We start from the raw sequence: 23,017 nt of genomic DNA, 5'->3' as shown, positions 1-23,017 counted from the left end.
GCCGTCAGCGGCAGGTCAGCGCAGTCCGAAACGCTCCGACCAGTCCGCGATCTCCGCGGCAGTCGCATTGCCCCCGCACACCACGAGCCCCAGCCGCGCGCCCTCGCCGACCCGCTCGAGCACCTGCCGGGCGGCGGGCAGCAGACAGCCCGCGGCGGGCTCGGTCCACACCTTGCCGTGCTCGGCGAGGTCGAGACAGCCCCGCACGGCGTCCCGGTCGGAGACGGTCAACACCTCGGTGACCAGGGCCGACACATGGTCGTACGTCAGCTGCGACACGGCCGGCGCGCTGAGCGTGGTCACGATCGAGGACGGTGCGACCGGCACCGGGCCACCGGCCGCGAGCGCCGCGGACATGGCCTCGGCGCCCTCGGTCTCCACGCCCCAGACCCGGATCCAGGGCCGCCGCTCGTGCAGGGCGGCGGCGACCCCGGCGATCAGTCCACCGCCGCCGATGCTGACCAGTACGTCGGTGAGTTCACCGGCGTCGTCCGCGAACTCCAGCCCCACGGTGCCCTGTCCGGCGATCACCACCGGGTCGTCGAACGGGTGGACCAGGGTCAGCCCCTCGTCCCGCAACCGGTTCACCAGCGCGAACGCGCTCGGCATGTCGTCGGTCAGCCGCAGCGACGCGCCCGCCGCCTCCACCAGCGCCACGGACCGCGCCGGCGCCGAACGCGGCATCACCACCGTGGCCTTCACGTCCAGCGCCGCCGCCATGACCGCGAGCGCGATCCCGTGGTTGCCCCCGCTGACCGCCACCACCCCGGCCGCCAACTCGTCCTCGCCGAGCGACAGCAGCTTCGCCGTGGCACCGCGCGCCTTGAAGGAACCCGTGCGCTGCAACAGCTCCAGCTTCGTCGTGACCGGCACACCGAGCAGCTCCGAGAGCCCGGGACTCTCCACGGTCGGGGTGCGTACGACGTGTCCGGCGATCCGCTCGGCGGCGGCTTCGATGTCCGAGATGCCGATCAAGGCAGTCATCCTCCCGGCACGGGGCGAGGCGGTCCGTGCCGTGTCGACCCTGACTCGGAAAGGACGTGCAGGTCAACACGTTTCAGAGATCGCGGCGCATCAGGAACTCCAGCAGGGACCGCAGCTCGTCCGCCGGCCCGGCCTCCAGGGGAACACCGGCGAGAGCCGTCTCCACGGCGGCGATGTGCCGACGGGCCTCCGCCAGCGTCGCCGTTCGGCCACCGGCCTCCTCGATCAGCCCGGCAGCCACGGCGGGTTCGGCACCCGATTCCAGCAGTGTGGCGAGGTGCCGAGCGCCGGGGGCGGAGAGCGCGGTCAGCACCGGGAAGGTCTTCTTGCGCTCCCGCAGATCGCCGTGCACGGGCTTGCCGGTCACCGCCGGGTCGCCCCAGATCCCCAGGACGTCGTCGACCAGCTGGAAGGCGATGCCCATATGCCGTCCCGCCCGGTCCAGTGCGGCGACTGTCGCCGGGGGCGCCCCGCCGAGTACGGCACCAAGCGCGGCCGAACAACCCAGCAGCGCACCGGTCTTGCCCTCGGCCATCGCCCGGTACTCGTCGGGGCGCACGCGCTCCGGACCCATCCAGGGACGTGCCGCGAACAGCAGGTCGTCAGCCTGTCCGTGGACCAGGTCGCCGAGCGCGGTGGACAGCAGGCGCAACCCGCCCGCGCCGCCCGAGGCCGTGGCGAGCGTCTCCACGGCCAGCGCGAACAGGGCGTCGCCCGCGAGAACGGCCGGTCCCGTGCCGTATGCCTTCCACACCGTGCGGCGGCGGCGCCGGGTCTCGTCGCCGTCCATGATGTCGTCGTGCAGCAGCGAGAAGGTGTGCACCAGCTCCACTGCCACGGCAGCGGCGATCCCGGCCCGCGCAGGCGCACCGGCGGCTTCCGCGCCGAGTACGGCGAGGGCCTGCCGCACGCCCTTGCCGCCCGGCGCGACGACGGGCGTACCGCCCACCTCGCACCAGCCGAACGAGTAGGCCGCCATCTCGCCGAGCCACGGATGCAGCCGCCCGACCGTCTCCTTCAGCGCGGGGTGCACCAACTCCCGGCAACGGTCGAGGACTTGGGGTGCGGTCGGTGCCGCTACGACTGAGGGGAGCGCCGTCACCTTACGACCTCCACCGTGACGCCCAGCTCGTCCTGCGCCCGTGCCACCATCTGGCGCGCGTGCCGCAGCCCTATGTGCTCCAACACCCGTGCCAGATCCGCCAGTTCGGCCGCCGTCTCGGCACTGTCGCGGCCCAGGCGGGCCAGGGACTTGGCCAGGCCCAGCCGTGAGAGTGCCTCGCCGCGCGGCTCGCTCATCGCGCGGAACTCGGCGAGCGCCTGCTCGTAGAGGTCCCGCGCCTCGGCGTAACGCCCGTCGCGGTACAGGACGTTGCCGCGCATTTTGTGGTTGTACGCGAGCGCGCTGGACAGATTCATCGCACGACAGCTCTCCTCGGCCTCGGACAGCAGGCCGAGTGCCCGCTCGGGGTCCCGGTCACGCACCGAGACGATGTCGGCGAGTCCGCGCAGCGCCCAGGCGTGCCCGCGCCGGTCGTCGGCGCCCGCCGCGATCGCGGCCGCCTCCTCGAACATCGCGTACGCCGTGTCGTAGGAACCCCTGTTGCGATGGATCTGTGCGATGCCCTCCAGCGCCCACACCGTGTGCCGGGCCTCGCCGCGCTTGCGGGCCTCGGCCAGCAACTGTTCGTGCAGCCGTGCCACGGCCTCGTAGTCGCCCTGGATACGGCCGGTCTCGGCGAGGCCCGCCAGCGAGTATCCCCGTACGACGATGTCGCCGCCGCGCTCGCCGAGTTCGGCCGCGAGCCCGAGCAGCCGCCAGGCCAGCGGGAAGGCGCCGCGCTGCCGGGCCAGGGTGCCGCCGCTCCACAGGGCCCAGGCCATCGCGGCCGTGTCCCCGGCCTCGCGGGCCGCGCGATAACTCGCCTTCCATGCCCGGTCCGCCTCCCGCACCTGCCCGAGCCGCCGGTGCGCCTCGGCGACCGCGAGCCCCGAGCGGGCCGCCTCGCCGCGCTGCCCCGACCGCTCGGCCGCCGCCAACTGCTCGGTGCCGGCGGCCAGTACGTCGACCAGTGAGGAGTTCACGGACAGGGTGGTGAGGGCGCCCTGGTACTCCGGTGCGAATGCCTTGCCGTACATCGATGCCTTCCGGTCTGTATACACCACATGTAGACACTGTGTGTATACATAGCGTGTATAGAGCGTCGAAAATCAGCCCTGGCCGTGGGGGCCAGGGCGTCATCTGCTGTTGCGGATCAAGACGTCGATGCGGTCGGCGAGGTTGCCTGTGCGGCGCAGATCACTCGCCGGGCCTCAGTGCTGCTGCGCTTTCTGCGGAGTCACCTCGCTGGGCCGTACGACGACGAATCCCTGCCCCTGGAGCATGAGTTGGACGGCCTCGCCCGAGCCGCCCCGCAGCATCGACCCGATGGACTGCGAACGGTGCAGCGAGGTCTGGAGGTTGGCCGACCAGCCGACGACCGCGTCCGTGTCGACGAACACCGGGTACTGCGGCGAGACGGGTATGACCAGGGGGTTGCCCTCGCAGACCAGGCCCAGCTTGCCCTGCCCGGTGAAGACGCTGTTGAACAGGCCGCCGCCCGCGATGCCGGAGCCCTTCACCGTCTTGATCGCGTACGACAACGAGGCGTCGAAGCAGAGGACGTTGCGGCCGTTGACGGTGAACTCGTCACCGGGGTCGATCTCGACCACGAAACAGTTCTGCGCCTCGTGCGCGAACCACGCCTCGCCCTGGCCGCGCACCGCCATCAGCGGCAGGCCCTCACCGGTGACCGCGCGCTTGAGCATGCCGCCCACGCCCTGGCCCTTGCGTTCGAACTGGAGGTTGCCGCGGTAGGCGATCATCGCCCCCTGGCGGGCGAGCATCTCGCCGTTGACCGCGTACTTGATGCACTTGGCGTTCTCTACGGTCATGCCCGGCGCGGTGGCCGGCTGCACCATGTGCTCACTGGAAAACAGATCACCCTTCATGCGGGCATCCTGACCCGGAAGATCTCATTCCGCCAAGATCGTGGAGGGGTTCACCCTGCAAGGTGGTCAGGCGCCGAAGAGTTGCGTCCAGTACGTCCCCATCTGTCCGCCGCCCGCGAAGCCGATGCCTATGTGGGTGAAGTCCGGCTTGAGGATGTTGGCGCGGTGGCCGGGGCTGTTCATCCAGCCCTCCACGACCTCGGCGGGGGAGCGCTGACCACACGCGATGTTCTCGCCGATCGTGCGCCTGCGCGAGCCCGCGGCGGCGGCCCGGTCCCAGGGCTGGGAGCCGTCGGGGGAGGTGTGCGAGTAGAAGGCCCGGGCCACCATGTCCGTGCTGTGCGCCTGCGCGGCGGCGGCGAGCAGCGGGTCCACGGCAAGGGGCCGCAGCCCGGCCCTGGCCCGCTCCGCGTTGGTCAGTGCTACGACCTTGTCCGCCGTCCCGGCCAGATTGCGTTCGGTGAGCGGCCTCGCCCACAGCGCCGTCCAGTAGATGTCGCCCGAGCGGGGATCGACGGCCTGGGCGAGGCCCGTGTGCGTGAAGACGCGTTCGAGCAGTGTCCGGCGGGCCTGTTCGGTGCGGAGGCAGTAGTCGACGAACTCGGCGGGACTGCGCGGACCGGAGACCAGGTGTTCGCCGACGGTGAGATAGGCGTACCCGGTACGGATCACCCGCTGGTACACGGAGGTGGCGTCCCGGCTCTCGGTGCTGAGGTGCCCGGCGGCGGCCATGTCGGCGACGTGGGCCTGCGCGGCCGAGGCGAGCCGGGGGTCGAGTGAGACGGGCGGTGAACCGGCTTTGGCGCGGGCCGAGTTGACCAGCGCGAGGAAGCCGGTGGGGTCGGAGGCGGGGGAACCCCCGGGTCGCGCGCCGGCGTCCGTGACCCGTGGCCTCGTGGCGCCGCCCCCTCCTGGTGACGGGGCGGCGGCAGAGGGAGCCGCGTCCTCGACGATGTCCACGCCGAAGTCCCGTGCGATGCCCGCGAGTCCGTCGGCGTACCCCTGCCCCAGTGCGCGCAGCTTCCAGCCCGTGCCGCGTCGGTAGAGCTCGGCGAGGAGCAGGACGGTCTCCCGCTGGGGGCGTGCCGGGGTGAAACGGGCGAGGGGACGGCTGCCCGCGTCCGCGACATGCAGGGTGGGGGCGGGCAGTCGGCCCAGCGGTGTGCCCGGGTCGGCGGGGCTGACGACGACGGTGACCCGGGCGGCGCCGGCGCGGAGCCGGGCGGGATCGACGGTGAGGGTGTCGCCCTGAAGGCGGGCTCCGGTAACGGTCGGCTGGTTGTAGAACACGAAGTCCGCGTCACCGCCGACCTTCCCGCTCTCGTCCGTGATCAACGCCGACACGTCGAACGGGCCGGGCACCCGCAAGGTCATGGCACCGCCCGGGAGGGGCAGATTGCCGCCCGGCACCAGCTCGTTCATGGCACCGCCCTCGCTGTTCGTGCCCGGGGAAGTGCCCGGTGGGGGAGTTCGTCCTCCACTCAACGTCCCGTCACGGCAAGAGGGTTCCCGCAGGGCGCGCTGGGTGCCGGTGTGCGAGGCTGCCCGGCACCCACCGTGAAGCGCACTCAGTGCCGGGCGATCCCCGGCGCGATGTCCTCGTAGGCCGCGCGCCGTTCGGTGACGTAGGAGCCCCGGCCGGTGAGCGGCGAGCCCTGGAGCGTCCTGGTGCGCTTGCCGCAGAACGCGGACTCCAGGGTGCCCGCCATCGTGTTCAGCACCGTGCCGTTGTTCGAGGTGTTGGCCAGCGCGGTGAGGCTGCGGCGGCCGTCCTTCGACGTGAAGGAGTAGGTGTAGAAACCCTGGACCGCGCCCGTGTGGCCGTACACGGAGACGCCGCAGGACAGGTCGCGCCGCCGCAGGCCGAGGCCGTACCGCGTCGTGCTGTTGACCGGAGTCCACCGCTCCATCTGTGCGAGCGCGGCGGCGGAGGTGAGCCTGCCGGAGAGCAGTGCGGAGAAGAAGGTGTTCAGGTCGTGGGTGGTGGAGATGAGCGCGCCCGCGCTCTGGGCCCAGGAGACCGTCTGGTCGGTCGCGTCGACCGGTTTCGCGTCCGCGCGGTCCTGGGTGAGGTAGCCGCGGGCGTGGCGGCCCGGGATCTTCGTGTCCGGGTGGACGTAGAAGGTGTCGCGCAGTTTGAGCGGCTTGATGATGCGGTCGCGGTACGCGCTCCCCACGGAGTGGCCGGTCAGCTTCTCGATGAGCATCCCGGCGACCACGAAGTTGGTGTTCGAGTACGAGTAGGCGGCGCCCAGCGCGTTGGTGCGCGGATGCTTGAGGGACAGCCGCACCAGCTGCCGGTAGGTGAAGACCTTGTCGCGTACGGCTTCGAAGCCGGAGACCGAGTTGGCGAACATGGAGTCCGTGTAGTCGTACAGGCCGCTGCGGTGGCTCAGCAGGTGACGCACGGTGATCCGCTTGTCGGGCAGCAGGCCGGGCAGATAGCGGTCGACCGAGGCATCCAGGTCGAGCCTGTGCGCGTCGGCGAGTTGGAGCAGGACGACGGCGGAGAACGACTTGGTGATGCTGCCGATGCGGAAGCGGTCGGCGTTGTCGATGGCCCGGCGTGTCGTGCGGTCGCCGATGCCCGCGGCGGCCGTGCGGACGGTTCCGTGGTCGTCGATGCGGGCGATCGCCCCAGGTGCGCCCTGTGTCGTCAGGGTGCGCAGCACGGCGCGGAGGCCCGCCATGTCGGGGGCCGGAAGCGGGGCTGTGCTGCCGGTTCTCGTGGTGTCCGACCCGTGGGTCGCGGCATGCGCCGGTACCGCTGTGAGCGTCAGCAGTGCCGCTGCCGACGCCGTGGCCCTGCGCACCGTTCTTGAGACCATCCGGTTTCTCTCCCATTTTTCTTGTGTGCGAGATCGGTCACAGTCGCGCGAGGCAACCTTGTCGCGGCCCGTCACATCTCCACAGCCGACGCACAGTTGGTCACTCGCTGATCGCTGGGCGACGCTGATTCGCAAAGTATTGCCATGAAAGTTACGAAAACCATTCATTTCGGCTTTACATGCACATGACTGATCCGTAAGGGTTTCGCCTCGGGGCCCGACCAGCCCCCTGGGCGCTCTCAACCGCGCCCGGTCTCAAGGCGGTTGGCGATCCCGGCCGTCTCGAAGCGAGGAGCCCTCACCCATGCGTGGACCCCACATACGCGGCCTGGCCGTCGCCGTCGCCGTGACGACGGCCGCCACGGGGCTGGCCGGAACGGCCTTCGCGGGACCGGCCACGGGGACGGACCACGCGGTGGCGGCCACCGGCACCACCGCCGCGTCCGTCGTCACGGCCGCGCGTGCCGCCGCCTTCGCGCACGCGCCGGCGACCGGTGTCGTCCAGGGCGACGCACTCCGGGCCAAGGACGTGATGATCGACCCCGAGGGCGCACGCCATGTCCGGTTCATCCGCACGCACCAGGGCATGCTGGTCCTCGGCGGCGACCTCGTCGTCCACCTGTCCCGCCAACTGGCCTACATAGGGGTCACCAGAGCGGCCGACCACAGCGTCAAGCCCGCCACCACACGACCCGAGCTGACGGCGGCACAGGCCGAGACGAAGGCCGCCACCGTCGCCAAGGGCGACGCGGGCACCGCCCGCCTCGTGGTCGACGCCCGCGACGGCCGGGCCGCCCTCGCCTACCAGATCCCCGTCAGCGACAGCGACACCACCGAGGCCACCGGCACCCGCACCGTCGTCATCGACGCCGTCACCGGCAAGGTCCGCAGCAACACCCCCGACAGTGACGAGTTCCTCTCACCCGAGCTGCTCGACACCCTGCGCGAGCGCGGCGAGACCCTGAACCCCGCCACCGGCACCGCCGCACAGCCGACCGCGCTCACCGCGGCCGGCGCGACCCACTACCCGGTCACCGCCACGGGCACCGGCACCTCCCTCTTCGTCGGCAAGGTGCCGCTGACCACCACCCGCACGGCACGCACCAGTTACCTCCTCAAGGACCCGACCCGCTGGGGCACCGAGACGCGCGACGCCAAGGGGCAGGAACTGGAGAGCTTCGCGCGCGGCAAGGCGTTCACCAGCACCACTGACAAGTGGGGCAACGGCACCGTCTCGCACCGCGACAGCGCCGCCGTCGACGCCCAGTACGGCATCACCAAGACCCTCGACTTCTACAAGAAGACCTTCGGCCGCAAGGGCATAGCGAACGACGGCAAGGCTGCCCGCGGCATGGTCCACTTCGGCAACAAGGTGGCCAACGCGTTCTGGGACTCGACCTGCGACTGCATGCTCTACGGCGACGGTGACGGCGACATGTTCAAGAAGCCGCTGGTCGTCCTCGACGTCACGGGACACGAGCTGACCCACGGCGTCGTGGACGCCACCGCCGAGCTGGAGCCGACCCGCGTCGACGCGGACGGCAACCAGTACGGCGAGGCCGGCTCACTGAACGAGTCCCTCGCCGACATCTTCGGCTCCAACGTCGAGTTCAGCGCGAACAATGCGAAGAACCCGCCGAACTACCTCATCGGCGAGAAACTCGGCCTCGCCCAGAAGTTCCTGCGCCGCCTCGACCACCCCTCCCTCGACAAGCTCGAAGGCACCATCGACTACTGGTCGCCGCAGACCTACGACGCCGAGGTGCACGCCGGTTCCGGTGTCTCCTCGCACGCGTACTACCTGCTCGCCGAGGGCAGCGGACGCAAGACGATCGGCGGCTTCGCCTACGACTCGCCCACCTACGACGGGTCCACGGTCACCGGCATCGGACGCGCCAGGGCTACCGCGATCTTCTACCGCGCGCTCACCCGCTACATGGTGTCCACCACCGACTTCCACGACGCGCGCCTCGCCACACTGAAGGCGGCGGCGGACCTCTACGGCGCGAACAGCACGGCGTACCAGACCGTCGACAAGGCCTGGGCCGCCGTGAACGTCACGGTCGCCAACACCCCCGCGGCCGGGCGCTGATGACTCTCCGGGTGTCCCGCCACGAGCGGGGGCACCCGGACGCCCGGCCTCAGATCCACTGCTTCTCGACCTCCTCGGACACCGTGAACACGGCCTCGCAGGAAGGGCAGCTCGCCTTCCCGAACACATACGTCAAGGCCGTCGCGACTTCTGTCTGCCCGAACTCGACCGCCTCGCCGTGCAGTCGCGCACCGATGCCGTCGAGTTCGTCGGGCGTGGCCGGTATCAACTCCGTCCGCCCCTCGGTGTTCTCCTCCTTGCCCGTGCCGGTCACGTAGTCGCCGGCCGAGGTGAAGATGCCGTACGAACCGAACGCGACGTACAGGCCCTCCTCGCACTCGGGGCATTCGAGGTCGTACTCCTCGCTGTTCACACCCTCCAAAGCCTCGGCCCACACCTCGCCGCCCTCGAAGGCGAGCACGGCCATCTGCAGATAGACGAAGGTGTGCGCGTCCTGCGTCGGGTCGGCACGCAACCGGCGTGCGACGTCGAGCAGTTGGCCCATCTCGCGCGCATAGCGCTTGTGGCAGTCCTCGTCCGGGTCCGTGGTGATCAGCCCGGCCATGGTGACCGCCTGTATCGGCCCGCCCGGTGCCCGCTCCAGCGCGATGTCGACCAGCACGGGCATCGCCGCCCAGCTCGCGTCGTACACCGACCCCTGGTGACACAGGGAACCCCACAACTCCTGCCACACGGCGTCGTCCTCGGAGCCGCCGAGGCGCGCGAACAGACCGGGGATGTCCTCGGCGCTGCCGTAGGCGTGGGTCAGCCCGGACCAATCGATCGTCGTCATACGGCGATTGTGCCGCCCGGCACTGACAACGCGGGTCCGGCCGCGGGCGGCTCCGTTAGACCTGCCGTCAACTTGGACCGGACGAATCCTGCTTCTTTCATTGACGACGGAAAAGAAGGCATCTAGGTTCCGGCCATGCGCTCGATCCCCCACACGGAGTCGTTCCCGGCCCACACGCCGGCCGCCTCACAGGTGTTCACGACCGTGCTGTCCCACGGCCCCCTCACCCGACTTGAGGTGGCCCGCCGGGCCGGGCTGTCGGCGGCGGCCGTGACCAAGGCGGTCCGGCCGCTGATCGAGGCGGGGTACCTGGCGGAGGGTGCCGACCAGGACGCGCCCCCGGCGCTGGGGCGGCCCGCGAACCTCGTCCGGGTCGACGGCGGGCGCGCGCTGTTCATCGGGGTCAAGGTGACCGGCGACGAGATCATCGGCGTCCTCACCGACCTGTGCTGCCGCATCCGGGTCGCCCGCCATGTGCCGCTGACCGACCGCGACCCCCGGGCGGTGCTGGCGTCGATCGCGGACCTGGCCCAGGAACTCCGCACCGAGGCGGACGAGTTGGGCATCCAGGTGGTCGGCCTCGGCCTCGCGGTCTCCGGCGACGTGGACCGCGGCGAAGGGGTCGTCCGCTACTCGCCGTTCCTGGAGTGGCGTGACGTACCGCTAGCCGAACTGGCCGCCATGACAACGGGGTTGCCGGTCACCGTCGACAACGACGTGCGTGCGCTGACCGTCGCCGAGCAGTGGTTCGGCGCCGGCGCCGGTCTCACGGACTTCGCCGTGGTGACCGTCGGCGCGGGCATCGGCTGCGGACTGGTCGTGCACGGCCGGGTCGTCGCCGGTGCCCACGGCGTCGCGGGCGAGATCGGCCATGTCGTCGTCGATCCCGCCGGGCCCCGCTGTCACTGCGGCAACCGCGGCTGCGTCGAGGCGATCGCCGGGGACGCCGCGATCGTCGCCCGCGTCCGCGAGGTGACGGGGGTTCAGGTCGCCGACACCTCAGAAGCCGTGGCCCTCGCCCACCGGGGCGACGCCGGAGCCCGCGAGGTCTACGCGCGGGCCGGGGAGGCGATCGGCCGGGGCATCGCGACCGTGGCCAACCTGCTCGGCCCCGAACGCGTGATCATCTCCGGCGAAGGGCTCGCCGCCTACGACCTGTTCGCCGAGCAGATCCGCGACTCCTTCGCCGAGGCAGCCTTCGGCTCCGCCGCCCGCTGCGACGTACGCACCCGCCCGCTGCCCTTCGACGAGTGGGCGCGCGGGGCCGCCGCCACCGCGATCCAGTCCTTCATCCGAGCCGCCGACTAGCCCGCACGATCACCCTCCGACCCGCACGAGGAGCCCAACGATGTACTCCCTCACGCCCGTTCGCGCCCTGAGAGCCATGGTGGTCCTGGCCCTCACCGCAGGCTTCGCCACCCACCTCCCCACCGCGCACGCGGACACCGCGCCGGCCGTCGCGGCCAAGCCTTATATGGGCTGGTCGAGTTGGAGCATGCAGTCGTCCAAGTACCCCGGCCTCAACCCGGACGGCGACTACAGCTACCTCACCGAGGCGAACGTCAACAAGCAGACCGACGCGCTCGCGAGCAAGCTGAAGAAGTACGGCTACGACCACGTCAACATCGACGCCGGCTGGTGGATGGACAAGACCTGGAAGTCCGGATTCGACGAGTACGGGCGCCAGAAGGCCGACCCGGTCCGCTTCCCCAGCGGCATGAAGGCCGTCGCCGACCGCATCCACTCCAAGGGCCTCAAGGCCGGCATCTACCTGCCCGCGGGCCTGGAGAAGGGGGCCTACGGCGACGGGAAGACGCCCATCTGGAACGCCGACGGCTGCACCACCGCCGACATCGTCTACAGCGACCTGCGCACCACCAACGGCTGGGACAGCGCATACAAGATCGACTTCTCGCGGCCCTGCGCCCAGAAGTACATCGACTCCCAGGCCCAGTTGATCGCCGGCTGGGGCTACGACTTCCTCAAGCTGGACGGTGTCGGCCCCGGTTCGGGCAAGAGCGGTGATCAATACGACAACGTTGCCGACGTGGCCGCCTGGAACAAGGCCATCACCGCCACCGGACGCCCCATCCACCTCGAACTCTCCTGGTCCCTCGACTACGGGCACGCCGCCGACTGGAAGAAGTACTCCAACGGCTGGCGCATCGACACCGACGTCGAGTGCTACTGCAACACCCTTGTCAGCTGGGAGAATTCGGTCGACGACCGCTGGGACGACGCCCCCGCCTGGACCGACAAGGCGGGCCCCGGCGGCTGGAACGACCTCGACTCCCTCGACGTCGGCAACGGCTCGATGGACGGCCTGACCAAGGCGGAACGCCAGAGCTACGCCACCCTCTGGGCCGTCGCCAAGTCCCCGCTGTTCACCGGCGACGACCTCACCCAGCTCGACGACTACGGCCTCTCCCTGCTCACCAACCGTGAGGTCATCGCCGTAGACCAGAGCGACGCGCCGCCCGCCCGCCCCGTCACCCCGTCCGACGCCCAGCAGGTGTGGGCCGCCAAGAACCCCAACGGCACCTACACCGTCGCCCTGTTCAACCTCGCCAGTGCCCCCGCCGCCGTCTCCGCGAACTGGACGGCCCTCGGCTTCACCGGCAAGGCCGATGTCCGTGACCTCTGGAACCACGAGGACCTCGGCTCCTACACCAACAAGGTGACCCAGGCCCTGCCCGCCCACGGCTCCCGCCTCTTCACCGTCACCCCGCACGGCAGCGCCGTCACCTCCACCGCCTACGAGGCCGAGGCCACCACCAACACCCTCGGCGGCAACGCCAACATCGCGGACTGCTCGGCCTGTTCCGGCGCCCACAAGGTCGGCAACCTCTACCTCGGCGGCAAGCTCACCGTCAACAACGTCGTCGCCGCCAAGGCCGGCACCTACCAGGTGAAGATCGCCTACGTCAGCGGCGACTCACGCTCGGTCGCCGTCTCCGCGAACGGCAACGGCGCCACCGGCCACAAGTTCCCGTCCACCGGCGACTGGGGGACCGTCGGATCGGTCAGCGTGCCGGTGACGTTGAAGGCGGGCGCGAACACCATCACCTTCGACAGCGGTTCGAGCTACGCACCGGACATCGACCGGATCGACGTGCCCAAGTCCTCCTCCTGAGCCGACCTTTGCGGAGACCCATCATGTCCAGTGCACTGCCCGACCTGCCCAGACGCAATCTGCTCGCCCTCGCCGCGGCCACCGGCGCCCTCGCCGGCCTGCCCGCCTTCACCGCCTCCGCCGCACCCGAGCGACCCGCCAACACCGCGTACAGCGGCGGCACTTCACGCAACAGCCTGTGGTGGCAGGCCCCCGCCGACGACAACTCGATGATCGAACAGGGCCTCCCCGTCGGCAACGGCCGCCTCGGCGCCCTCGCCGGCAACGACCCCGGCCACGAGGTACTCCTCGTCACCGACGCCACCATGTGGACCGGCGGCCTCAACGACACCCTCGACTCGGACGGCCAATTCCCCTACGGCCGCGCCGACTTCGGCTCCCTCACCCTGCTGGCCCGGCTCACCGTCGACATCCCCGACCACGACCTGGGCGCGGTCTCCGGCTACCGCCGCGCCCTCGACCTGGAACAGGGCGTGGCGACCACCTCGTACGTCCGCTCCGGAGTGACGTACCAGCGGCAGCTGTTCGCCAGCCGCCCCGACGACGTGATCGTCCTGCACTTCACCCAGAACGGCGGCGGACGCTACACCGGCACCGTCGACCTGGCAGGCACGCACGGCGAACCGGCCACGGACGCCCGCTCGTTCGGCGGCACCCTGGCCAACGGCCTGCGCTACGGCGCCGCCGTCACCGCGTACGGCACCGGCGGCAGCGTCACCGTGAACGGCTCGCGCGTCGCGTTCTCCGGCTGCAAGGACGTCACCGTCGTGCTGAGCGGCGGCACCAACTACGCGCCCAACGCGGCGGCCCACTACCGCGATCCGTCCCTCGACCCGCAGAAGCTGGCCCGCACCAAGGTGAGCGCAGCCGCCAAGCACACGGCGGCCACCCTGCTGCACACCCATGTCGCCGACCACGGCGCTCTGTTCGGACAGCTGGGCATCTCGCTCGGCACCTCGTCCGCCGACCAGCGCGCCCTGGACACCTGGGAGCGCATCCAGGCCCGGGCCCGCGACGGCGAGCCCGACCCCGAACTCGAAGCCTCCTACCTCCAGTTCGGCCGGTATCTGATGATCGCCGGCTCCCGGGGGAGTCTGCCGATGGGCCTCCAGGGGAACTGGCTCGACGGCAACGACCCCGACTGGATGGGCGACTACCACACCGACATCAACATCCAGATGAACTACTGGATGGCCGACCGCGCCGGACTCTCCCAGTGCTTCGACGCGTTCACCGACTACTGCGTCGCCCAGCTCCCCGACTGGACCGACGTCACCCGCAGACTCTTCAACGACTCCCGCAACCGCTACCGCAACTCCAGCGGAAAGAACGCCGGTTGGACCGTCGCCATCTCCACCAACCCCTACGGCGGCGGAGGCTGGTGGTGGCACCCGGCCGGCAACGCCTGGCTGAGCAACACCCTCTGGGAGCACTACGAGTTCACGGGCTCACGCGCCCACCTCACGAAGATCTACCCGCTCCTCAAGGGCGCCGTCGAGTTCTGGGAGGCGCGGCTGCTCACCACGACGCTGCCCGGCAGCTCGAAGGAGGTGCTGATCGCCGACAGCGACTGGTCGCCCGAGCAGGGCCCGCTCGACGCGAAGGGCATCACCTACGCCCAGGAACTGGTGTGGGCGCTGTTCGGCAACTACTGCGTCGCGGCAGCCGAGTTGAAGCAGGACACCGCATACGCGGGCACGATCGCGGGACTCCGCAAGAAGCTGTACCTCCCGGTGGTCAGCCCCAAGACGGGCTGGCTGGAGGAGTGGATGTCCCCGGACAACCTCGGGGAGACCACACACCGGCACCTGTCCCCGCTCATCGGACTCTTCCCCGGCGACCGCATCCGCCCCGACGGCTCCACCCCGAAGGACATCGTCGACGGCGCCACCGCCCTGCTCACCGCCCGTGGCATGGAGAGCTTCGGCTGGGCCAACGCCTGGCGCAGCCTGTGCTGGTCGCGGCTCAAGAACGCCGACAAGGCCTACCAGTTGGTCGTCAACAACCTCCGCCCGTCCACCGACGGCAGCAACGGCACCGCCTCCAACCTCTTCGACATCTACCAGGTCGAGGTGGGCCGCGGCATCTTCCAGATCGAGGCCAACTTCGGCACCCCCGCCGCGATGATCGAGATGCTCCTCTACTCCCGCCCCGGGCATCTGGAACTCCTCCCGGCCCTCCCCGACGCATGGGCCGCGTCCGGGTCCGTCACCGGAGTCGGCGCCCGGGGCGGCTTCGTCGTGGACCTCCACTGGAAGAACGGGAAGCCGACCGAGGTGAAGATCCGCAGCATCAACGGCCGGACCACGACGGTGGCCTTCGGCACCAGCACACAGACGGTGCGGCTGACACCGGGCGCGTCCGTCACGCTGCGGGACTTCGCCCGGTGACGGCCCGACGGGCACGGTTAAGCCGTGGGCTGGCTCTCCTGATGATGGCCGTGACTCTCCAGACCGTGCCCGCACAGGCACGGTCGGAGCCCACCGCCCCTACAGTGGCGACGGCCTCGGGCGGCTCGCACACCGTCGTCACCTGGGGAGCGAGCGCCGACCGCGTGGGCGACGGAGTGGCCGGCCGCGGCTACCGCCTGATCGTGCACACCAGTGTCGCGGGCGGCGGGCTGCGGATCCGGCTCTCCAACGCCTTCGGCGACCGGCCGGTGACCTTCGACAGCGTCTACGCGGGCGTGCAGAAGGAGGGCGCCGCGCTGGTGCCCCGTTCCAACCGGCGGCTCACCTTCGGCGGCGGACGGTCGGTCACCGTCCCCGCCGGGGCGACCGCGTACAGCGACCCGCTGACCGGCGCACTGACCGCTGCCACCAACCTGGTGGTCAGCATCCACAGCCCGGACGCGGCGGGCCCGGCGACCGGTCACGGACTCGCCATGCAGACGTCGTACGCGACCCAGGGCGACCACACGTCCGAGGAGAGCGGTGCCGCCTGGACCGACACCATCGGCTCCTGGTACTACCTCGACGCCGTCACCGTACGGACCGGCGCGGACACCGGCGCCGTGGTCGCCCTCGGCGACTCCATCACGGACGGCTGGGCGACCACGACGGACCAGAACCGGCGCTGGCCCGACTATCTGGCCCGCCGGCTCCAGCACGCCGGCACGGCCGTCAAAGGGGTGGCGAACGAAGGGATCTCCGGCAACAAGGTGCTCGCGGACGGCGCCGGGCAGAGCGCCCTCGCACGGCTGCAGCGGGACGTCCTGTCGCAGCCCGGTGTCCGCACGGTGTTCCTGTTCGAAGGGGTCAACGACATCAAGGCCCACAGCGGCGTCACCGCGAAGGACCTGATCGCCGGCTACCGCGAGATCATCGCCCGGGCGCACGCCGCCGGGAAGTGTGTCGTCGGCGCCACGGTCGGACCGTACGAGGGCTGGTCCGAATGGGACCAGGCGGGCGAGGCGGTACGCCAGGAGGTGAACCAATTCATCAAGGACAGCGGGGAGTTCGACGCCGTCACCGACTTCGACCACATCCTCCGCAGCCCCTACGACCAGGAAAGGATGCTGCCCTTCTTCGACAGCGGAGACCATCTGCACCCCAACGACAAGGGGATGCAGGCCATGGCCGACGCGGTCGACCTCGCCGGTCTCGACTGCGGGCGGTGAACCTCAGCCGGACGCCGTCGCCTCCGGGGTGATCAGACCCTGCCGGTAGGCGATCGCCACCGCCTCCGTACGGCTCGCGGCGCCCAGCTTCGCGAGGATGTTGGAGACATGGACGCTCGCCGTCTTGCCGGTGATGAACAGCTCCTCGCCGATCTGGCGGTTGCTGCGGCCGAGCGCGAGCAGCCGCAGCACGTCCTGCTCACGGGCCGTCAGCGGCGAGGGGCGCTCCCCGCCGGCCGCCGCCGGGTCGCCGAGGCGGCCACGGCGGACGAGGATGTCCAGCCGCGCGAGCAGGGGCGCGGCACCGAGCCGGGCGGCCGTCTCCCGGGCCGCACGTGCCTGGGCGGCGGCCTCCTCGCGCCGGTCGGCCGCCAACAGGGCTTCGGCGAACCGGAATTGGCAGCGCGCCCGTTCGTAGACATCGCCGTAGCCGAACGCGGTCACCGCCTTCTCCCAGGCCGCCGCGTCCGGTCCCGTGGTCGCCCGCGTCCACTCCGCCTCGGCGCGCGCCAGCCAGGCCATTCCCTCCGGCCCCTGCGGCCGGTGGCCGTCGCCCTCCTCCGCCACGGCCTGCGCCAGCCCGACGAGTTCCGTCGCGGTCTCCGTCCAGCGGCGCACCCCCGCCTCGTCACCCGTCAGCCGCAGCGCGGCGGCCCGGTCGGCGACCGGGGCGAGGGCGAGGGCGGCGAGCCGGACCGCGAGGTCGGGACGCCGGCCGGAATCGTCGGTGAGCGCAGCGACCGTCGCGCGCACCGCTTCCACGGCCGCCTCCGGGTCGTTCCGCAAGCCGCCCGCGTCGGTCAGTACGATGCCCGCCACCATGGCCGCCATCCAGTCGAACGGCCCCTCCAGCAGGGCACGCGCCCGGTCGGCGGCCCTCAAGTCGCCACGCGCCAGGGCGACATACAGCGCGGGTCCCATGGTGAAGCCGCCCGCCCGCGGCAACACCTTCGCGTCGCTCGTGGCGGCCTTCTCACACTCGTCCCAGCGACCGAGCGTGTACAGCACCAGGAGTTGGAGATAGCGCATCTCCAGCGGATACGGCGAGGACAGCAGCCCGGCGCGACGGGCCCGGTCCAGTCCCTCGGTGAGCCAGGGCAGGGACTCCTCCAGGTGCCCGGACTCGAAATTGCCGATGGCCAGATGGAACAGGGCGCGCATCTCCACGTTCGCGTGCCCGGCCTGCCGCGCCAGCTCGCGGGCCTGGGCGAGCCGCTCGCGGCCCTCCTTCGTGCGCCGGCCGCCCCTTTCGAGCGTGGCCAGCGAGATCAGCAGATCGGCCCGGGCATCGACCAGTTGGAGTTCCTCGGCGATGCGCAGGGCCTGCCGGGCGACCCGCAGCGCGATCTCGTCCTCCCCGACCTGACGTGCTGTCAGTACATGGGTGGCCGCCGCCCACACCCAGGTCCGCGAGGGCGGCTCGGCGGGGATCATCGCGAGGGCCTCGCTGCTGTAGGCGAACGCGGCGGTGAGGCTGTCGACGCCCATGAGATTGCCGGCCAGGGTGTAGCGGACCCGGGCGGCCAGCTCGGAGTCGGTGTCCTGGCCGATCCCGGCGAGCGCGGACCGGGTGAGGGAGACCGCTCGGTGCGCGTCCCCTGCGTGCGCCGCCGCGGCCGAGGCCCGCAGGGTGAGGGTCACGCTGTCGATGCCCTCGCCGGCGGGCCGGGCCGCCGGGTCGACCGACCGCCACAGGTCGAGGGCGGTTTCGAGATGCCGTAGCTCCTCGGCGGGCGCGCCCACGCGCTGGGCGTGGTCGGCGGCCTCCAGGGAGGCGGCCAGCGCCTCCGCCAGATCGTGGCTCTCGCGGTAGTGGTGGGCGCGCTCGGCCGCGCTCTCGGCGGGGTGGCCGCGCCCGGCGAGGAGGCGGGCGAACGAGCCGTGCAGCCGGGAGCGCTCGCCGGGGAGCAGATCCGCGTACACCGCCTCGCGGGCGAGGGCGTGCCGGAAGGAGTACGTGTCGCCGTGCCAGGGCACCAGGAGCTGCCGCTCGACGGCCTCCCGCAGCGCCGACTCCAGCTCGTCCTCGGGGAGTTGGACCGCGTCCCGCAGCAGGTCGTACTCGACGCGGCGCCCGGCGACGGCGGCCGTGCGCAGCACCTGCTGGGCGGTGTCCGAGAGTTGCTCGAAACGGATCAGCAGGACGTCGGTCAGACCGCTGGGCACCCCGCCCGCCTCCATGTCGGTGGCCGCGAGCAACTCCTCGGCGTAGAAGGCGTTTCCCTCGGCTCGCTCCACGATCCGGCGGACCGTGCCGTCCGGCACCGGGCCCGTGCGCAGCGCGCGCACCAGCCGGGCCACCTCCGCGTCCCCCATGGGCCGCAGCTCCAGGCGCTCCACGGCGGGCAGCCGCACCAACTCGGCCAGCAGGGGCCGTAGGGGATGGCGGCGGTGAAGGTCGTCCGCGCGGTACGACGCGAAGACCGCGAGGCGGTGGGTGGGCGCGCCGCCCGCCGGGCGCTGGAGGATGCCCCGGCTGAGCAGGAAGCGGAGCAGGTCGCGGGAGGACTGGTCGGCCCAGTGCAGGTCCTCCAGGACCAGGAGCAGGGGAGCGATGTCGGAGAGGTCGGCCAGCAGTCCGGCGATGCCCTCGAAGAGGCGCAGTCGGCCGCCCGCGTCCCGGGCCGCGTCGGTGCCGGCGCCGAGCAGCCGGTCGACCGCCGGATGCGCGGCCAGGGCGGCGGCGAAGCGGTCGTCGCCGGCGAGTGCTCCGAGGATCTCGGTGAACGGCAGATACGGCAGCCCCACGTCACCGAGGTCGACACAGTGCCCGGTCAGGACGGTCATGCCGGCGTCCGCCGCCCGCCCCGCCACCTCGTCCAGGACCCGGGTCTTGCCGACGCCCGCGTCCCCGGCGATCAGCACCGCCCCGGCCGTACCCGCGCGGGCGCGCTCCAGCACACCGGCGAGGCGGGAGACTTCCTCGTCCCGGCCGATGAGCGGCGCTGCTGCTACGGATTGCGACACGCCCCCATCCTGGCACGCGCCACCGACAGCGCACCTGGCCGCCGAGCGGGAGACGGTCCCCGCCCGGCGGCTCCGCTCAGCGCAGCGTCTCGGCCCAGTTCGCCGGCACGCGTCCCGCCGGACCCGGCACCGGCTGGTCCTTCGGGTGGCTCACCGGGGCGGTGAGCTCGGGACCGGAGTCGTACAGCTCGGAGGTGCTGAAGTTCCAGAACCAGTCCTCGCCCGGCTCGTAGCTCTGGATGAACGGGTGGCCCGTGGACTGGTAGTGGGCCGTGGCGTGCTTGGCGGGGGAGTCGTCGCAACAGCCGACGTGACCGCACTGCGCACACCGTCGGAGGTGGAACCACCAGCCCTGGGCCGCGTCGCACTCCACGCAGCCCGCACCGCTCGGCGGAACACTGGGGTCGATTCCGGTGATGTCGTTCATGCGGACTCCTCGGGCGTCTCGTTGTCCGTGGCGGTGAGGGGGAGCAGGACCTGGAAGCGGGTGTCGCCCGGTACCGACTCCACCTGGAGAGTGCCGTGGTGCTTGTTGACGACGATCCGCCAGGAGATGTCCAGACCGAGGCCCGTGCCCTCGCCCACCGGCTTGGTGGTGAAGAACGGATCGAAGATACGGCTGCGGATCTCCGCCGGGACACCGGGCCCCGTGTCACGGAACTCCACCATCAGCTGATCGCGCACCAGCGCCGTCCGCACCGTCAACGTGCCTTCGCCGCCCGCGCTGTTCATGGCGGAGACCGCGTTGTCGATGAGGTTCGTCCACACCTGGTTGAGCTCGGCCGGGTAGGCGGGGATCTTCGGGAGCGTACGGTCGTACTCCTTGACGACCTTGATGCGGTCGCCGACCTTGCCGCCGAGCATCAGCAGGGTGCTGTCGAGGAGTTCGTGCACATCGGCGACCTGGTACGGGGCACGGTCCAGCTGCGAGTACTGCTTCGCGGCGCCCACGAGGTTGGAGATGCGGGTCGTGGAGTCCTCGATCTCCGTCATCAACAGCTCTGTCTCGACCGTGTAGTTGAGCCAGCCGATCGCGCCCGGCAGGGTCTCCTCGTCGACGGCCGCCGCGATCTGGTCGAGCCACTCGACGTCGAGTCCGGCCTGCACGAACGTCGGCGCGATCTGCCAGGACTCCGTGACACCGTGGTCGTCGAGCCAGTCCGTGAGCTGGTCCTCGCGGTCCGAGGCCTCCAGTGGGCTCAACGTCTGTGCCTTGGCGACCCGTTCGGCCGTGCGCTCCTGGATGTCGATGAGGTTGGCGAGGTCCTCGCGCGAGTACGGTCCCGAGGAGATGACGCGCAGCTTGTGCCGCATCTTCGCCACCCGCTCCCGCAGCGTCGAGGTGGCCCGGACGGCAGCGGCGGCGGGGTTGTTGAGTTCGTGCGTGAGCCCGGCCGACAACGAGCCCAGCGCCAGCAGCCGTTCACGCTGGCTGATCGCCAACTGGCTGCTCTTCTGGCCGAAGAAGAGCCCCTCCAGCAGATGGACCGCCATCGGGAACCACTCGCTCATGATGGCCGCGAAGGTCTCGGCGGGCAGCACGAAGAACCGCGTCGGCTCCGTCACCCGCATCGAGTTGAGGTACACCTGCTGCACCCGGTCCCCGATGTAGGCCTGCATGGCGCCCGTGTACACCCCGCGCTGCGAGGTGCGCGCGACCTCCACGTCGTCCTCGCCGACGCGGCGCGACAGCACCACGGTGCCCTCGATCATCACGTAGAAGCAGGTGGCGGGATCGCCCTCGGTGTAGACGGGCCCGGCCTCGAACTGCTCCACCTGCCCGTCGCAGCACAGCCTGCCGAGCTGCTCCGGCGTCAGCTTCTCGAACAGGAACAGCGTGCCGATCTCCTGCGGGCTGCACGGCAGCACCTGCCCGCTCATGACTGCTCCAGGTAGCGGTGGACGAGCATCACGGCCATGGCTCCCTCTCCGACGGCGGACGCGACGCGTTTCGCGGACTCGGCGCGCGCGTCGCCCGCCACGAACACGCCGGGGATGTTTGTCTCCAGGTGGTACGGCGACCGGTCCAACTCCCAGCCCGCGGGCGGCTTTCCGTCCGCGCTGAGGTCGGGCCCGGCCAGGATGAACCCGCGCTCGTCGCGCAGCACCGCGCCGTCCAGCCAGTCGGTCAGCGGGGCCGCGCCGATGAACACGAACATCCACTGCGCGTCGACGAGTTCGGTCGTCCCGCTCTCCGTGTCGCGCAGCGTGAGCTGCTCCAGGTGGTCGGATCCGTGCGCGGCGTCGACGACCGTGCCGGTGCGCACGCAGATGTTCTCCGCCTCGTTGATCTGCTGGATCAGGTAGTACGACATCGACGCGGCCAGCGAGGGCCCGCGCACCAGCAGGGTCACCGACTTGGCGCCCCGGGCCAGATACATCGCCGCCTGCCCCGCCGAGTTGGCGCCGCCGACGATGTACACGTCGTGCCCCTGGCAGGAGGCGGCCTCGGTCAGCGCCGAACCGTAGTAGACCCCGCAGCCCGTCAGGTCGGGTGTGCCGGGTGCCTCCAGCTGCCGGTAGGACACGCCGGTCGCCAGGATCACGGAGTGCGCGGCGACCGCCGAACCGTCCGCGAAATGCACCACCCGCGCCGACCCGCTGGCCTCCAGCCCCGTGACCTCGCGCGCGGTGAGGATCTCGGCACCGAACTTGGTGGCCTGCCGCCTTGCCCGGTCGGTGAGTTGGGCCCCGGACACGCCGTCCGGGAAGCCGAGGTAGTTCTCGATCCGCGAACTCTGCCCGGCCTGCCCGCCGGTCGCCGACCGCTCCACGAGGACGGTCCGCAGCCCTTCCGAGGCGCCGTACACGGCCGCGCCCAGCCCGGCCGGTCCGCCGCCGATGACGACGAGGTCGTAGAAGTCGGCCGTGGGTGTGGTCGCGAGCCCCACCTCCGCGGCCAGCTCGGGTGCCTCCGGCTCGACCAGCACCGACCCGTCGGCGGTGATGACGAGCGGCAGCCGCTGCCCGTCCTCCCCGGCGGCGGACAGCAGCCGCAGTCCCTCCGGGCTGTCCGCCGAGTACCAGCGGTACGGCACCTGGTTGCGGGCCAGGAACTCCCGTACGTCCGAGGAGCGCGCCGACCAGCGGTGTCCGACCACCTTGGTGGCGGGCACGGGCCGGTAGTCGCTGTTCCGCCACGCCTCCAGGAGGTCGTCGAGGACCGGGTAGAGCTTCTCCTCGGGCGGGTCCCAGGGCTTCAGCAGATAGTGGTCGAGGTCCACGACGTTGATCGCGTCGATCGCCGCGTCGGTGTCCGCGTACGCGGTCAGCAGCACCCGACGCGCGCCGGGGTACACATCGAGGGCCTGCTCCAGGAACTCGATGCCGTTCATCTGCGGCATGCGGTAGTCCGCCAGGATCACGGCCACGAGATCCCCGCGCAGCTTCAGCTCGCGCAGCGCGTCCAGCGCGGACTCGCCCGACTCTGCGCGCACGATCCGGTACGACTCGCCGTACCGCCGCCGCAGGTCACGGGCGACGGCACGGGAAACTCCCGGATCGTCGTCCACGGTCATGATGACGGTCCGCGCGGATTCGGCGGCCTGTGCCATACGTCTCCCACCCCGAGTGGTCGGCTTCACGGCACGGCGGCGCCGTTGTCACCGCG

16 protein-coding genes are annotated in these 23,017 nt (G+C 71.1%); 5 read left to right on the top strand and 11 right to left on the bottom strand.

Annotated features, from left to right (window positions below; genetic code table 11):
* Nucleotides 1-15 precede the first annotated feature (15 nt).
* The 6 genes from OH768_RS03755 to OH768_RS03730 form a co-directional block, all read right to left on the bottom strand.
* Nucleotides 16-975: a threonine/serine dehydratase gene (locus OH768_RS03755; RefSeq protein WP_406449972.1), complete on the bottom strand. Its 960-nt coding sequence runs from the start codon at nucleotides 973-975 to the stop codon at nucleotides 16-18.
* Nucleotides 976-1,057: 82 nt separating this feature from the next.
* The gene (locus OH768_RS03750; RefSeq protein WP_406449970.1) at nucleotides 1,058-2,086 is read right to left on the bottom strand and encodes a polyprenyl synthetase family protein; all 1,029 of its coding nucleotides are present in this window, start codon (nucleotides 2,084-2,086) and stop codon (nucleotides 1,058-1,060) included.
* On the bottom strand, nucleotides 2,083-3,123 hold the full coding sequence (locus OH768_RS03745; RefSeq protein WP_406449968.1) for a tetratricopeptide repeat protein: 1,041 nt from the start codon (nucleotides 3,121-3,123) through the stop codon (nucleotides 2,083-2,085). Before OH768_RS03745 ends, OH768_RS03750 begins: the two co-directional genes overlap by 4 nt.
* 174 nt (nucleotides 3,124-3,297) lie before the next feature.
* Nucleotides 3,298-3,975, bottom strand: a complete 678-nt coding sequence (locus OH768_RS03740) for an AIM24 family protein (protein ID WP_399123027.1) — start codon at nucleotides 3,973-3,975, stop codon at nucleotides 3,298-3,300.
* A gap of 66 nt (nucleotides 3,976-4,041) precedes the next feature.
* Nucleotides 4,042-5,397, bottom strand: coding sequence for a CAP domain-containing protein (locus tag OH768_RS03735; RefSeq protein WP_406449966.1), 1,356 nt, complete (start codon nucleotides 5,395-5,397; stop codon nucleotides 4,042-4,044).
* A gap of 146 nt (nucleotides 5,398-5,543) precedes the next feature.
* Entirely contained in the window at nucleotides 5,544-6,803 is a 1,260-nt protein-coding gene (locus OH768_RS03730; protein WP_406449964.1) for a serine hydrolase domain-containing protein, read from the bottom strand.
* Between the two features lie 304 nt (nucleotides 6,804-7,107).
* Between OH768_RS03730 and OH768_RS03725 the strand changes: the two genes are divergently transcribed.
* The gene (locus OH768_RS03725) at nucleotides 7,108-8,895 is read left to right on the top strand and encodes a M4 family metallopeptidase (protein WP_406449962.1); all 1,788 of its coding nucleotides are present in this window, start codon (nucleotides 7,108-7,110) and stop codon (nucleotides 8,893-8,895) included.
* A gap of 49 nt (nucleotides 8,896-8,944) precedes the next feature.
* Here the strand turns inward: OH768_RS03725 and OH768_RS03720 are convergent, their stop codons facing one another.
* Nucleotides 8,945-9,688 (bottom strand): hypothetical protein, encoded by a 744-nt coding sequence (locus OH768_RS03720; protein WP_406449960.1) that lies wholly within the window; start codon nucleotides 9,686-9,688, stop codon nucleotides 8,945-8,947.
* 135 nt (nucleotides 9,689-9,823) lie between these two features.
* Here OH768_RS03720 and OH768_RS03715 point away from each other — a divergent pair, with 135 nt between their 5' ends.
* From OH768_RS03715 to OH768_RS03700, 4 genes are read left to right on the top strand one after another with little or no spacing between them, the layout of a single operon-like run.
* The gene (locus OH768_RS03715) at nucleotides 9,824-10,996 is read left to right on the top strand and encodes an ROK family protein (protein ID WP_406449958.1); all 1,173 of its coding nucleotides are present in this window, start codon (nucleotides 9,824-9,826) and stop codon (nucleotides 10,994-10,996) included.
* A 40-nt stretch (nucleotides 10,997-11,036) separates the two neighbouring features.
* Entirely contained in the window at nucleotides 11,037-12,821 is a 1,785-nt protein-coding gene (locus OH768_RS03710; RefSeq protein WP_406449956.1) for an alpha-galactosidase D, read from the top strand.
* Between the two features lie 23 nt (nucleotides 12,822-12,844).
* The gene (locus OH768_RS03705; protein ID WP_406449954.1) at nucleotides 12,845-15,211 is read left to right on the top strand and encodes a glycosyl hydrolase family 95 catalytic domain-containing protein; all 2,367 of its coding nucleotides are present in this window, start codon (nucleotides 12,845-12,847) and stop codon (nucleotides 15,209-15,211) included.
* Entirely contained in the window at nucleotides 15,208-16,440 is a 1,233-nt protein-coding gene (locus OH768_RS03700) for an SGNH/GDSL hydrolase family protein (RefSeq protein WP_406449952.1), read from the top strand. Before OH768_RS03705 ends, OH768_RS03700 begins: the two co-directional genes overlap by 4 nt.
* 3 nt (nucleotides 16,441-16,443) lie before the next feature.
* Here the strand turns inward: OH768_RS03700 and OH768_RS03695 are convergent, their stop codons facing one another.
* From OH768_RS03695 to OH768_RS03680, 4 genes are all read right to left on the bottom strand, one after another.
* Nucleotides 16,444-19,407 carry an AAA family ATPase gene (locus OH768_RS03695; protein WP_406449950.1) on the bottom strand — a complete coding sequence of 988 codons (2,964 nt, stop codon included), beginning with the start codon at nucleotides 19,405-19,407 and terminating at the stop codon, nucleotides 16,444-16,446.
* Nucleotides 19,408-19,483: 76 nt separating this feature from the next.
* Entirely contained in the window at nucleotides 19,484-19,834 is a 351-nt protein-coding gene (locus tag OH768_RS03690; RefSeq protein WP_406449948.1) for a UBP-type zinc finger domain-containing protein, read from the bottom strand.
* Nucleotides 19,831-21,288 (bottom strand): ATP-binding protein, encoded by a 1,458-nt coding sequence (locus tag OH768_RS03685; protein WP_406449946.1) that lies wholly within the window; start codon nucleotides 21,286-21,288, stop codon nucleotides 19,831-19,833. The genes OH768_RS03690 and OH768_RS03685 overlap by 4 nt, the downstream gene beginning before the upstream one ends.
* Nucleotides 21,285-22,961 (bottom strand): FAD-dependent oxidoreductase, encoded by a 1,677-nt coding sequence (locus OH768_RS03680; RefSeq protein WP_406449944.1) that lies wholly within the window; start codon nucleotides 22,959-22,961, stop codon nucleotides 21,285-21,287. Before OH768_RS03680 ends, OH768_RS03685 begins: the two co-directional genes overlap by 4 nt.
* Between the last annotated feature and the right edge of the window lie 56 nt (nucleotides 22,962-23,017).

It is taken from the genome of Streptomyces sp. NBC_01622 (assembly GCF_045209635.1).
In the GTDB taxonomy this organism is placed as follows: Bacteria; Actinomycetota; Actinomycetes; order Streptomycetales; family Streptomycetaceae; genus Streptomyces.
Note: the sequence above shows the minus strand (reverse complement) of the source record. Positions and strands in the feature narration are given on the sequence as shown.